The organism is Mucilaginibacter gossypiicola, from assembly GCF_900110105.1.
In the GTDB taxonomy this organism is placed as follows: Bacteria; Bacteroidota; Bacteroidia; order Sphingobacteriales; family Sphingobacteriaceae; genus Mucilaginibacter; species Mucilaginibacter gossypiicola.
Window position 1 is genome coordinate 123,835 of the sequence record NZ_FOCL01000012.1, and the last position, 13,583, is coordinate 137,417.

Below are 13,583 nucleotides of genomic sequence, written 5' to 3' on the forward strand. Positions count from 1 at the left end.
AGCAATCCCCTATAAGCAAAGCCGCCCTGTATAGTTCGCGATTGCTTCGTTCCTCGCAATGACGTTTAATTGAAAACTCCGCCTTTCACCGTAAAAATTCTGTACTTCGCCGAAAAACTCATGGTTATTTCATTAATGTGATGCATTTTTACCCTATGACAAAACAACCTATCATCACTGTAAACAACCTGGTAAAAAACTATGGCGATTTTGCAGCCGTTAAAGGCATTAGTTTTGAAGTTTATGAAGGCGAAATCTTCGGTCTGCTTGGCCCTAACGGTGCCGGTAAAACAACTACCCTCGAAATTATAGAAACCCTTCGTGATAAAACATCGGGCAGCATCATTGTTGATGGCTTTGATATTGAAACTGATGCCGATAGCATCAAAAAACGCATAGGCGTACAGTTACAGGCCGCCGGATATTACCCTAACCTCAACCTTTCGGAGCTCATCGTATTGTTTTCAGGCCTGTACGGCATCGATAAGACACCGATGGAGATGCTGGAAAAAGTAGCGCTTACTGATAAGGCTAAGGCTAAATATAAAGACCTTTCGGGCGGGCAAAAGCAACGTTTTTCAATAGCCACTACCCTCATCAATAACCCAAGGATCATATTTTTGGATGAACCCACAACAGGGCTCGACCCGCAGGCCCGCCGCAACCTATGGGATTTGATCCGCGAGATCCGTGACCAGGGAACTACGGTAGTAATTACTACCCACTACATGGATGAAGCCGAAGTACTGTGCGACCGGGTTGCCTTTGTGGATGGCGGCCATATCATCGGCATTGATACCCCCGATCATTTTATTGACGAGTTGGTAGCCTCAGGCTTTGAGCGTAAAAAGCAGGTAAAACTCGCTAACCTCGAAGACGTATTCATCAACCTTACCGGTAAAGAATGGCGGGAGGGGTAAGCCCCCCAGCCCCCTAAAAGGGGAGCCAGTATGCAGTTTTGAGTTTGCAGTGGCAGTAAATATCCGGGCCAAATGAACTAATGAACCATTGAACTAATGAACAAACCTTACAGCAATACAAAAGCAACCCTGGCTATTGCCCGGGCAAGTTTCCGGTCGATATTACGCAGCCCTTCGGCGGTGGTGTTTACACTGGCTTTCCCGTTAATATTTATCATTGTTTTTGCCAATATTGGCGGGGGCGGTATGTCGATAGATGTGGGCGTAGCCAAAGGCAGCGATACATCGGCCAGCAACCCGGTTTACATGGCGCTGAAAAAAAACAAGATCATGCACCTCATCAATGATCAAACCGCCGATGAGATGAGCAAAAACCTGGCAAAGGGCAATATAGATGCCATTCTTGACCTTAAGCCATTTGCCCCGCCAGCAGCCATGACCGTACACGTGCAGTACAGCCAGGCATCGGGCGATAAAGGCAGCGTGCTTAAGTCGGCGTTGAATAATATCTTTTACCGTATTCAATCGGAAGAGTTAAAGCGTATTCAATCATATACCACAGTTCAAGTACCTAAATTAATCGATCTTAAAGAGGAAACTATAAGCGGTCGCCCGTATAAATATATCGACTTTATATTACCGGGCCAGTTAGGGTTTTCGCTACTGAGCAGCGGTGTATTTGGTACCGCTTTCGTATTTCTGAGCTTACGGTTAACGCTGGTTATCAAGCGTTTTTTTGCCACGCCTGTTAAGCGTTACAGCATTGTTTTGGGCGAGGCTATTGCAAGGCTGGCTTTTTCATTGTTAGGCTCACTGTTTATCATTCTTATTGGGCATTACATGTTTGGCTTCACGCTGATCCATGGTGTTACAACCGTACTTAATATGCTGGTGCTATCGGCCATTGGCCTGATCATTTTTATGGGCTTTGGCTTTACCGTATCCGGCATTGCCAAAAATGAAAGCTCGGTGCCGCCGCTTTCCAATATTATTACATTGCCGCAATTCCTGCTTTCAGGTACGTTTTTTTCAATCACCGCCTTCCCAAATTGGCTGCAGTATATCAGCAAAGTGTTACCGCTTACGCACTTAAATGATGCTATGCGTAAGGTAGCATTTGAAGGGGCTGGCTTAGGCGATGTTACCCACCAGTTGCTGATACTTTTTGCATGGTTTATCGGCATTTATGCTGTTGCAGTGAAAACATTTAAATGGGAATAGCGGGAAAGACGCAAGACTTTTAGAAATAAGAGTCAGGAATTTGAGATTTGCCGATTACCAACCTCGCCGCCTCGTTGCTTCTTACCTATGAAAAACTGTAAAATTGCAGACTTACGAAGTTTTAAAAACTTCATAAGTCTGCAATTCTATTTACTAATAGAATCACATCTCAAATCCTTAACATTATCTTAACATTAAGCGTATTGATATTAACATTAGGGTAACATTTAGGAAATATCTTTGCAGAAACAATCTCTGTAATGATAATCAAACCAGTTAGTTTTACCGCCTTAGTATTCTTTTTGTTAACTATATGTTCAATTACCGTTAAGGCCCAGGATTCAAAAGTGGGCACATGGGGAATAGTTACCGTTGTGCTCCCCGGCGACAGCACGCACAAATGGGGCGGCTACACCGAATTTCAAACCCGTACAAATAATGTATTCAGCCAGTTTCAGTACTATGAAGCAAAGGCGGGTATAAGCTACGATATCGACAAAAACTTCACTGCGCTTTTAGGCACAGGTCATTACAGCACCTTCGATTATATGAATGTTGGCAAAGGCCCTACTATTAACGAAACCCGCTTTTGGGAACAGATCACGAGCAACCAATTCCTGTACCGCATAAAACTGGAGCACCGCTACCGGGTAGAGCAGCGCTGGGTTAACGGCGATTACCGCAACCGGTTTCGCTACAGGCTCAACGTATTTGTGCCTCTGAATAACACTAAAATTGTTGCTAAAACCTGGTTCATCTCTGCCTTTGACGAGGTATTCCTGAACAATAAAGTACCCAACTTTGAACGTAACCGGGTTTCGGCGGCTCTTGGTTACCAGTTTGATAAATCTTGGATCTTACAGGCCGGCTGGATCAATCAGTATAATTATTCGGCTGCCGCCAGGAGCGACAAGGACAATATTATGCTGATTCTCATGTATCGCATTCAGCGTAAAAACGCCGTGCAGCGCGAGCATGTGCCTACTACAAGTGATTAATCTCCGTTGATTGGAATGATTGCGTTGATTTCGCTGATACAGTCTAAACTATGATTTTCTCAAAATAGCTAAATCCTTGTTATTAATAATCGTAAGCCAGCATTAGCGATAGTAGCGGATACCGGCCTGTGATTAAGGCCTTGTGCAGTATGAGCGGATAGCGCGGGCCGCAGGCAATGCCAATATTTGAACCATGATTTTGAACCATGACTTTTAGGATTTAAGGATCTTCATGATTTACGACTATATGATGATACAATCCGGCAATCCCTTAATCCTAAAAATCACGGTTCAGACAAATACACTTCCCGTTGCCGTGTCTTCAGGGCAACTAATTACGCGTGTTGTCGTGAGGACACGACAACGGGATAAAAAAAGCACATCGATTTTAACACCAATCAATCTCAAAATGCCCCGATTCTTGTTCAAAAAACCGACGTTTTCATGAAAAAACAGTCCATTCTATATTAAATTCATGTTAAATCGCATCATTAATTGCCAATAATCGTTACAAATACAAAATTTCAATTGCGTTTTCCTTATTTAGGCATTAACTTAGCCGCCGTTATTAATAGTATTCATTCAAACCACACTCTGACAATTCACTATGAGCATAATAATTGATGTGCATGCCCGCCAGATCTTAGATTCGCGCGGTAACCCTACTATTGAGGTAGAAGTTTTAACCGAGAATGGCGCATTCGGTCGCGCTGCTGTACCATCTGGTGCATCAACCGGCGTTCACGAAGCTGTTGAGCTTCGCGACAACGACAAATCAAAATACATGGGCAAAGGCGTTTTAAAGGCCGTTGAAAATGTAAATGAAGTTTTAGCTCCTGAATTAAAAGGTATCGATGTGTTTGAACAAAATGCTATCGACGCTTTAATGATTGAAATTGACGGCACCGAAAACAAAGGTAAAATTGGTGCTAACGCTATATTAGGTGTTTCATTAGCTGTAGCTAAAGCTGCTGCTCAGGAAAGCCGTCAGCCTTTATACCGCTACATTGGTGGTGTAAATGCTAACACGCTTCCAATCCCGATGATGAACATCGTTAACGGTGGTTCACACTCTGACGCTCCTATCGCTTTCCAGGAATTTATGATCATGCCGGTTGGCGCTCCTTCATTCTCTGAGGCTTTACGTTGGGGTACCGAAGTATTCCACAACCTGAAAAAAATTCTTCATGACCGCGGTTTATCAACTGCAGTTGGTGACGAAGGTGGTTTTGCTCCAACTTTTGAAGGTACTGAAGATGGTGTTGAAACCATTTTGAAAGCTATTGAAAAAGCAGGTTACAAAGCAGGCGAAGATATCTTCATCGCATTTGACTGTGCTGCATCTGAGTTTTACAAAGACGGCAAATACGACTATACTAAATTTGAAGGCGAAAAAGGTGCTATCCGCACCAGCGCTGAGCAAGCTGATTACCTTGCTGAATTAGTAGCTAAATACCCTGTTATCTCTATCGAAGACGGTATGGCTGAGGATGATTGGGAAGGCTGGAAAATCTTAACCGACAAAATCGGTAAAAAAGTACAGTTAGTAGGCGACGATTTATTTGTAACCAACACTAAACGTTTACAAAGAGGTGTTAGCGAAGGTATTGCTAACTCAATCCTGGTAAAAGTAAACCAAATTGGTTCATTAACCGAAACTATCAACGCGGTTACTTTGGCTCAAACTAACGGTTTCACCTCAGTAATGAGCCACCGTTCGGGCGAAACTGAAGATTCAACCATTGCAGATCTTGCTGTAGCATTAAATTGCGGCCAGATCAAAACCGGTTCAGCTTCACGTTCAGACAGGATCGCTAAATACAACCAGTTGTTACGTATCGAAGAAGAATTAGGCGCCAACGCTAAATTCATCGGTAAAGATTTCAAATACTTCAAAAAATAATCTTTTGAGATATCAAAAGGCCATCTGTATTATGCAGATGGCCTTTTTTTGTTTTACTAAAAAAGAAAGCCGGATAAAGAGACATAAATCACCACGCTTTGTCATCCTGAGCGATAGCGAAGGATCTTCTTCAATAAGCAGAGCCGTTATACAGAGCGAAGAAGATGCTTCGTTCCTCAGCATGACATGTGTTTTTTTTAATTGTTATGCTCACCTGACGTCCGATCTTCCACAAACAGATACTTGCTACCAAGTATTTTTATACCTTTGCATCCTGCAACTAAAGCCGTATAATTAAACCGAAGCAACTGCGTTATAATAACTTGTTAAAATAAACTAATGAACAGAAAAGGGATTTTGAGGATTTTGGGTATAGTGCTGATATTGGTTGTAAGCATTGCGCTTGACAGGGTTACTAAAATTTACGTAAGGAATCATATTCACATCAGCGATAACATTTTTGTTATTAAAAACTTTTTCACCATTCTGCATGCCGAAAACACAGGCGCTTTTTTAAGCCTTGGCGACTCATTGCAAAACCCATGGAAATTCATCTTGTTGTCGTTACTGCCTTTGCTGGCACTCGCTTTTGGAGTGTTTTATGTAATGTTAAAACCGTCAATAGGTAAATTAACCACTATTGGTATTGTTTTAGTTATTGCCGGCGGCGCAGGCAACCTTTACGATAGGATGCTATACGGCAGCGTAACCGACTTTATGCACATGAATTTCGGTATCTTCCAAACCGGCGTATTCAACGTGGCCGACGTATCTATTATGATAGGTATGGGCCTCATCTTATTGGAGTCATGGCAAAAAGACCGTAAGGCAAAAAAGGAACAAGGAGCTCCTGATACCGAAACGCTGGCAGCTTAATCCGGTGCAGCTCTTGCTCTTAAAATTTTCTTAACAATAAAAAGCGTATCTTTGCGGGTAATTACCCGTTCGCTTACGGTTTTGAGCCCAGCAAACTCTTCAGATCCGCTTATGCTTTCGCGTTAGCACATTATACATTACAAAAGATCAAATGTCATTCGAAAATTTAAATTTAATTGAGCCTATCCTCAAGGCTTTAAAAACAGAGGGCTATACAACACCTACTCCAATACAGGCGCAAGCCATCCCCATTATATTACAGCGCCAGGATTTACTTGGTTGCGCCCAAACCGGCACCGGTAAAACCGCGGCATTTGCTATCCCTACCCTGCAGCTATTGCACCAGGACAGGATAGCGCACAAAGAGCAAAAAACCATTAAAGCTTTGGTTTTAACTCCTACCCGTGAGCTTGCGCTGCAAATTGGTGAAAGCTTCACCAATTACGGCAAGCATACAGGCCTTAAAAACCTGGTAATATTTGGTGGCGTATCACAAAACCCACAGGTTGATGCTTTGCGTCGTGGTGTTGATATTTTAGTGGCAACCCCAGGACGACTGCTGGATTTAATGAACCAGCGTTTCATTAGCCTGGAGCATGTTAAATTCCTGATACTGGATGAGGCCGACCGCATGCTTGATATGGGCTTTGTTAACGATGTTAAAAAGATCATAGCCAAAGTACCTGCCAAAAGGCAAACCCTCTTCTTTTCGGCCACCATGCCAAAAGAGATCCAGAGCCTGGCAGATAGTATCCTGAACAAACCCGAAAAGGTTGAAGTTACCCCGGTTTCCTCTACCGCCGATACTATACAGCAAGCGGTTTATTATGTGGATAAGGGAGATAAAAAATCATTGCTGATCCACATCCTGAAAGACAAAAACATTAAAACAGTACTGGTGTTTACCCGTACCAAACATGGTGCCGATAAAGTGGTGAAAGACCTGAACCGCGTTGGCATCACTGCCGAAGCTATTCACGGTAATAAATCGCAAAATGCAAGGCAGCGTGCTTTAACCAACTTCAAAAACCGTACAACCCGTGTGTTGATAGCTACAGATATTGCAGCCCGTGGCATTGATATTGATGACCTTACCCACGTTATTAACTACGAACTGCCCAACGTACCCGAAACCTATGTACACCGTATTGGCCGTACAGGCCGGGCTGGCGCCAATGGTATAGCTTTTTCATTTTGCGATGCCGAAGAACTGGAGTTTTTGAAAGATATCCACAAGCTGATTGCTAAACAAATTCCGGTTGAGGAAGGTCACCCTTACCCGCTTAGTCCGGCGGCAATGGCAGCTAAAATAAACGAAGCACCTAAAAAGGGTGGTTCGGGCGGCGGTCAGCGCGGTGGCGGCGGTGGTCGTGGTGGCAACCGCAGGTCTGGTGGTAGCGGTAGCGGCAATAGCCGTTCGGCTGGTAATGGTCGTTCAGGCGGCAATAAAAGATCAGGCGGCAGCCGTTCAGAAGCAGGCAGGCCAGGTGGCGCCAGCGGCATGAGTGGAGCGAGAAGAGGATAAATATTAAGTTGATTGGGTGAATGGTTGATTAGGTGAGTAGTTTGTCTATCTAAAAATCATCATTCACCCAAAACCAACCACTCTCCACAAAACAACCACTCTCCTAATCAACCCAATCAACCACTCACCAAAAAATTTCCCTGTTAATAAGTTAATAAGCATATTTGTATCCGTCGAAAAAATTAAATAGCTTTAAATGAAAATCATACAGCCGGTATCAATGAAACGCCTTATAGATCTTTTCAAGAACAAGTTTTTCCTGGTTACTATGGCTTTTGTTGTGTGGATGATTTTTTTCGACAGGAACGATCTGTTCTCTCAATACCAATACCACCAGCAGGTAAAAAAACTAAGGCTTGAGCGCGATTTCTACAAAGCCCAAACCGACCAGGTGACCAAAGAGCTTAAAGAATTGACCACCAACCCCCAGCAAATGGAAAAATTTGCCCGAGAAAAATACCTTATGAAAAAAGCCAATGAGGATGTTTACGTGGTAGTGCCGGAGAGTAAGGATAAGTAAGAACCAGCCCCCGATTAATTAAGACTCTTTGCATCCTTCTATATTAAGCTTTCGCCAGGCCTTGGCGCAAAGCAGATGATAATAAAGCTATTAGTATGGCTTCCGGTACTGTCATCTTCACTTTAAATGTTGCCGTAGCCTTAATTGTTTTTTGAGCTGCATACTTAAAAATAGAATAGGTACCCCAATAATTAAGTGCATTAATTTATCTTTATGATAATTAATAAACCTTATCCGGCTCATGAAACATTTTACTCTTCTGCTTTTTCTATCCTTTATTACTATTTCCGTTACAGCCCAAACAAAACTATCTGATAAAGATTTTAACAACCTGATAGCCTTAGGCGAACTTTATTCGCACAACAACATGTGTACAGGCGCTGAATTTGCCAAAAAAGTAAAAACGCTGAAAACGCCGGTTTTAGATCATATCATTGAAAACATGATTGCCACTGGCAAACAAGACAGTTCCACTATCCAAAAAAGCATTTTTCAAAGGCCTAACACTAATGAATTAAAGCTTTGGTATGTTATAAGAGAAATACATTATAATCGTGTTGATACTTCCAGAAAATCATTACCCGATGAGGCTGTAGCACGCAAAATACTTAACGAAAACATCGATGAACGATGGCTGCTTGATAACTATTACTATTTTGCCCGCGAAGGCCTCAGCATGTATTTTAATGAAGCAGACCTAAGCCATTTTAATTTCAACCTGGATGATTTTGGATTAAAGGATGACACCGAAAAAGCCATTTTCTTTTATAATCTCATCGATGCGCTGGCCAACGGCCGTTTTAGAGTGCTCAGCTATTTAAAGAAACCCGATAAGCTGAGCGCGGTCTCTGCCAGAATGCCCATGTTTAACGGTAAGCCATATTATTATTACTCCAATCTGGATATTCCGGACTTTGATTACATTGGTTACAACAAATCTAAATCTTATCAAAAACAAAACGCAGACATGCTGATCAATACACTTTTGATCCATTTTTCAAATCTGGCCTCAACAGGCGATAAATTTCATGCGCGGGAATTGTATTTCAACTCCATTTTACACAAGCCGGAGTTTTTCAAATACAGCCAGTCAAAAGAAACCCTGCAAACACTCTACGATCAAAGCAATAAATGAAAGCCACTTTCATTGCCATGTTAATGGTACTAACCCTATTTGCCTGCCAGTTAAAGCAAGAAAAAGCACCTGTTTTAAAACACGTAATTGTACACCCCTATTTTTTTGAAAACCAGGAATGTAAAGTTTGCGATACCTGTACCACACAGATACTTGCTCTTCATGAAGAGGCAACTGATAGTGGGGACGTACTTGTTGACAGCGGGATCGTTTATATTCCGGTACGTGTGGCCAATAAAATAATACGACAACTCGATTCGCTAAAAAAAGCATATAAACCTAATCCTATTTTCGGGAAAGAAATTTACAATCAATTTGACTACGGTGATATAAATTTCATTAATGGTAAAGCCGACTTTATAAAACTTTGGAAAGACACCGTAAACTTTAGCGACCTCGATCAGCCTTACCGCCTGCAATGTAAAATTGTTGACAGCTATGTAACACAGGAAGGCTTTCCCCGGCTTTTACTCAGAATGGGAAAAGCTACGGCCGTAAGGAAAGGGTATATAAAAAAGATGGAAAAAGAAAGGGCAGCTAAGTTTAGATAAGTAAAACCAAATGTGGGAACACAAGCCAATACTTGTTCTTTATTTTAGCTCGTGACTCCAGAAATAGCAAAGAAGATTAAAATATCAAAATCTCCAACACCGCATTAAGGCAACTTATTACCTTGCCATTTAAGCAAAACTTTGTCTCTGAGCTTTAACGATGGTTTTTCAACGGCGTATCTTAACACCAATGCCCCGGCCACACTGCTTATAATACAGCACAACATCATGAGGCTGCTGTTTTTATCCATACCTGCTGCCGATAACAGGTTTTGCGTAAGGTGGATCATGAGCTTGTGAGTAAGATAAATGCCATAAGAGAGCGTAGCGATTTGCATGGTGATTGTTGACTTGAGCTTATAAAGTATATTACCAGGACTCACTGCAGCAGCCACAACCAACCCATATCCTGCCGAAATTAACGGAAAACCCCACATGGTAGTGTTAAAGCTGGCTTGTGGTGTAGCTACAAAATAAGAAGCTATCAAAATTGCAAAACCCGTTAACATCAATACGTGGTTGTATTTGCCGGCTTTAGCCTTTATGTGTGGATAGAAAGTATAAATCCCGGCTATGCTCACTCCTATGAGCAAGCCATCGAGGCGATTGTAGGTTGGATAATAAATAAACTCGTTCCACACAGCGCCTATGCCATCCCCGGATAATTGAGGCTCAATAAAATATTGCCAGCCTGCATACCTTATCACGAAACCACTAATAAATAAAGCTGCAATCAGGTATATAGCTTTTTTGCCGGCTTTCAAATAGTTGAATAAGCAAAAGGTTAATGGCAGTATTAAGTAAAATTGCTCTTCTACACATAACGACCACGCATGAGTAAAAGTACCGGTTTGACGCAGGTCGAGCCCAAAATTGAAAGTGAAAGTCAGGTATTTCCACAGGGCCGCAAAATGTTCGCGTTCGCGCAAATATGGCACTAAGGCATACAGGGCAATAACAACCAGATATGGCGGAATGATCCTGAAAAAACGTTTGATAAAAAACTCCTTTATAGCTATGCTTTTACCCCTGGCTACAGTATTGAAAAGCTGCCCGGCAATCAAAAAGCCGCTCAAAACAAAAAACAAGTCGACACCCGTCCATCCAAAACTTCCGATTTTATTTTCCCATTCCGGGTGACCGTAAAACTGGTAATGGAATAAAAACACAAACACAATGGCAAAAGCACGTAAATGATCGAGGCCCGAAAGTTTATGTTTGCCGGATATATCCAGGCCGACAGCAGATGTAGAGATCGACATTAATTATGTGGAGATTTACGTCGTAATCTATTGATTTTTATTTGCTGATCGATGTCGATCCTGGTTTATAGTAAGAATATTACGTTATTTCTGTTTGGGAACGGGGGATAAGGATATATTTAGCCTGTGGTCGGTGTTCTCGCCGCAGGAGTTTGGAAGATGCGGGTCAATTAAAAATGTTGGTTTAAAAAGCCATGTCATTGCGAGGAGGTACGACGAAGCAATCTCGTAGCTATACAGAGCGGACATGCATTGGCTACGAGATTGCCGCGCTACGCTCGCAATGACATATTTTTTTTAAGAGATAATTTCATCTTCCGAACACTTGTCGTGTTTTTACCGCACCATTCTTAAACCTCTAAATTTAACATTCCCTACATTAAACATTGGGCAATAAATCATGTGGTACGGTGAAAACACCGACCACAGGCTTAAGGGAGGGAATCGCACGTGCCCTTCCCTTTTTCTTTCTTCTTTTCTTGCCTCTTGTATCTTACCGTCTTGGCTCTCCCCTAAACTTCCCCCTCTCTCTTCCTCAAAAACCATTCGGTTGATAACAGCAGCAGGATCAATACAAACAGCCATTTCATATCTATCAGATCGTTGTAATGTTTATCTTCATAAACTACCGTTTTGATGTTTTCGTTTTTGCGGATCAGATCGGCAAGCTGGCTAATTTGTGAAGGTTTGATCATTTGGCCACCGCTTTGTTTGGAGAGGGCGCTAAGCAATGTATGATTGGCAGCACTTTGGCGGGTTTCGAGGTTAAGCGGTTTTATGGTGAACTGGCCGCTGGCTTTAAACTCCTGCTTTCCGTTTTGGGTTGAGGCGTTGTATGTGTATTCACCAACAGGAAGCGAACCGGCACCCAACTGGTAACTTTGGCCGGTACGGGTGAACAGGAAGCTGTAATTTTTCCCTGTCGCACTTTTCAGCTCTATTTTTACATCAGGTGTGTTGATGAGCTCAAGCGCGTCATTATACAGTTCGGCGTTGAGGATCACGTTTTCTCCCTCATCAAATACATTACGTGCCGGGTAAACGCGAAAACGCTGCCGATTGGCATTTGCAGTTAAATATTGTACAGTTTGACTTAAAAGCTCATCGGTAGCATTCCGGTTGCCATAATTTTGAAATTCGGACAATTGCCAGCGCCAAATCCCTTCGCCTGCAAGCACAGCTACACGCCTACCAGCCTCATCGCCAAAGGCCAGTAACGGATATGTAGTAACCACAGCGCCAATCTTTTGCTTCAATAAAACCGAAGTGCCGGTACCTGTTCCATAACTCCCAAAGGGTGCCACCAACGGCGGGAAAACGGCAATCTTTCTCCTTGCCGAATCAGACAGCGTAAAAGCTGTAAAATCATTCACAGGCAACGGCATCACCTCCTGTGTTTCGGCCCTTCCTGCACTTATGCGTATGGTGTTTTGTTCGCTGTTAACCGCCTGCAGGTTACTTTGCGAGCCCACTATATACCAAACCGGCGTTTTACTTTTAGCTATAAAATTCTTTATCGGGGCATATTCGCCTGCCGAGATCTGGTATAAAATTACCAAACTATAATCCCCTGGTTTAATGGTAGCGGCATCGGCGAGAGAACTTGCCTTTACCTCAAAGTTTTTGTTGGTTTCTATAGCTTGTTTAATTACCGTTAAATCGGGGTGCGGACCATTATATAACAGCAGCACCTTTTGCTTTGCATCCAATACTTCCACATAAATAGTTTCGGTATTGTTTTGGATCGATAACTCGTTTTTTACAGGTGCAATGCTAATATTATATTTTCTGAGGCCCTTTTTAGCGGCGTTCAATTTTATGGGAACGATCTTTTTAAAATCGGCACCCGTTACCGGGATGCTTTGAGTATAAACCTGTTTACCATCTTCAGTAACCGAAATAGCCATGTTTTCACCCTTGCTTTGATAGGCCGTGGCAAGTACCTCTATCACAAAATCGTTCCCTAAAAAAGCCGTCTTGTTGTAGTTTACATTGCCAATGAGCAGATCGCGTTTGGCAGTGGTATCGCCAAGGGCTACGGTATAGATACTGGTTTTGATATTACGGGCTTCATATTGCGGATCGTTCCCCTGGTTGTATAAACCATCGGTAGCCAATATCAGTGCGCCGATGTTTTGGTTAATGAACCTGTCGTTAAGCTGATGCAGCGCCCCTGCTATATCGGTTTGTTTACCGCCGAAGCTTTTTGAAAAGCCGGGATGCAGGTCTTTATCAAAATTAAACTCCTGTACATCATACTTATCGCCAAGTTCCTGCTTCAGTTTAGCCAGGTCATCAATAAAGGCAGATGGATTAAAATTCGCTGGTTTAAAAGTGTTTATGGACGATGAATTATCCTGTGCAATAAGTACTAAAGGTTTTTGCGGCTCATACTTAACCGATTTCACCAAAGGAGATATGAGCAATACCGTTATGAAAAATACGGTTACCGCACGGATAGCAGCCAGTATATAGCGTAAGTTTTTGTTTAAATCAACCGGCTTGCGGTACATGAGCCAGGCATATGCCAAACCCAGCAATAAGCCGGCAGGCAACCACCATCCCGAAACAGAACCCCATGTAAGTGAAAACATTTGTAGCTATGGTATCATCAGGGCGCAGATCATCCGGCCCAATAAACATTACCTGCAAAATGCGAAATTATTGTGAAA

General features: G+C 42.5%; 12 protein-coding genes. 9 read left to right on the plus strand and 3 right to left on the minus strand.

What is annotated here, in order from left to right; genetic code table 11:
• Positions 1-155: 155 nt before the first annotated feature.
• The 3 genes from BMX50_RS28230 (at position 156) to BMX50_RS28240 (ending at position 3,139) form a co-directional block, all read left to right on the plus strand.
• On the plus strand, positions 156-920 hold the full coding sequence (locus BMX50_RS28230; RefSeq protein WP_091218636.1) for an ABC transporter ATP-binding protein: 765 nt from the start codon (positions 156-158) through the stop codon (positions 918-920).
• Positions 921-1,016: 96 nt separating this feature from the next.
• Positions 1,017-2,141: an ABC transporter permease gene (locus tag BMX50_RS28235; protein WP_091218639.1), complete on the plus strand. Its 1,125-nt coding sequence runs from the start codon at positions 1,017-1,019 to the stop codon at positions 2,139-2,141.
• A 260-nt stretch (positions 2,142-2,401) separates the two neighbouring features.
• Positions 2,402-3,139 carry a DUF2490 domain-containing protein gene (locus BMX50_RS28240; RefSeq protein WP_091218642.1) on the plus strand — a complete coding sequence of 246 codons (738 nt, stop codon included), beginning with the start codon at positions 2,402-2,404 and terminating at the stop codon, positions 3,137-3,139.
• An 82-nt stretch (positions 3,140-3,221) separates the two neighbouring features.
• On the opposite strand, the gene BMX50_RS35070 is transcribed toward BMX50_RS28240, so the two are convergent.
• Positions 3,222-3,347, minus strand: a complete 126-nt coding sequence (locus tag BMX50_RS35070; protein ID WP_262494049.1) for a hypothetical protein — start codon at positions 3,345-3,347, stop codon at positions 3,222-3,224.
• A gap of 399 nt (positions 3,348-3,746) precedes the next feature.
• On the opposite strand from BMX50_RS35070, the gene eno reads away from it, so the two are divergent.
• From eno to BMX50_RS28270, 6 genes are all read left to right on the plus strand, one after another.
• On the plus strand, positions 3,747-5,042 hold the full coding sequence (gene eno / locus BMX50_RS28245) for a phosphopyruvate hydratase (RefSeq protein WP_090528991.1): 1,296 nt from the start codon (positions 3,747-3,749) through the stop codon (positions 5,040-5,042).
• Between the two features lie 339 nt (positions 5,043-5,381).
• Complete coding sequence (gene lspA, locus BMX50_RS28250) at positions 5,382-5,918, plus strand: signal peptidase II (protein WP_091218648.1); 537 nt, start codon at positions 5,382-5,384, stop codon at positions 5,916-5,918.
• A gap of 151 nt (positions 5,919-6,069) precedes the next feature.
• Positions 6,070-7,443, plus strand: coding sequence for a DEAD/DEAH box helicase (locus tag BMX50_RS28255; RefSeq protein WP_091218651.1), 1,374 nt, complete (start codon positions 6,070-6,072; stop codon positions 7,441-7,443).
• Between the two features lie 196 nt (positions 7,444-7,639).
• Positions 7,640-7,963, plus strand: coding sequence for an FtsB family cell division protein (locus BMX50_RS28260; protein ID WP_244281128.1), 324 nt, complete (start codon positions 7,640-7,642; stop codon positions 7,961-7,963).
• Between the two features lie 241 nt (positions 7,964-8,204).
• Positions 8,205-9,098: a hypothetical protein gene (locus BMX50_RS28265; protein ID WP_091218654.1), complete on the plus strand. Its 894-nt coding sequence runs from the start codon at positions 8,205-8,207 to the stop codon at positions 9,096-9,098.
• Positions 9,095-9,649, plus strand: coding sequence for a hypothetical protein (locus BMX50_RS28270; RefSeq protein WP_091218657.1), 555 nt, complete (start codon positions 9,095-9,097; stop codon positions 9,647-9,649). Before BMX50_RS28265 ends, BMX50_RS28270 begins: the two co-directional genes overlap by 4 nt.
• 104 nt (positions 9,650-9,753) lie before the next feature.
• Here the strand turns inward: BMX50_RS28270 and BMX50_RS28275 are convergent, their stop codons facing one another.
• The gene (locus tag BMX50_RS28275; protein WP_091218660.1) at positions 9,754-10,911 is read right to left on the minus strand and encodes an acyltransferase family protein; all 1,158 of its coding nucleotides are present in this window, start codon (positions 10,909-10,911) and stop codon (positions 9,754-9,756) included.
• Positions 10,912-11,423: 512 nt separating this feature from the next.
• Positions 11,424-13,505: a vWA domain-containing protein gene (locus BMX50_RS28280; protein WP_143065284.1), complete on the minus strand. Its 2,082-nt coding sequence runs from the start codon at positions 13,503-13,505 to the stop codon at positions 11,424-11,426.
• Between the last annotated feature and the right edge of the window lie 78 nt (positions 13,506-13,583).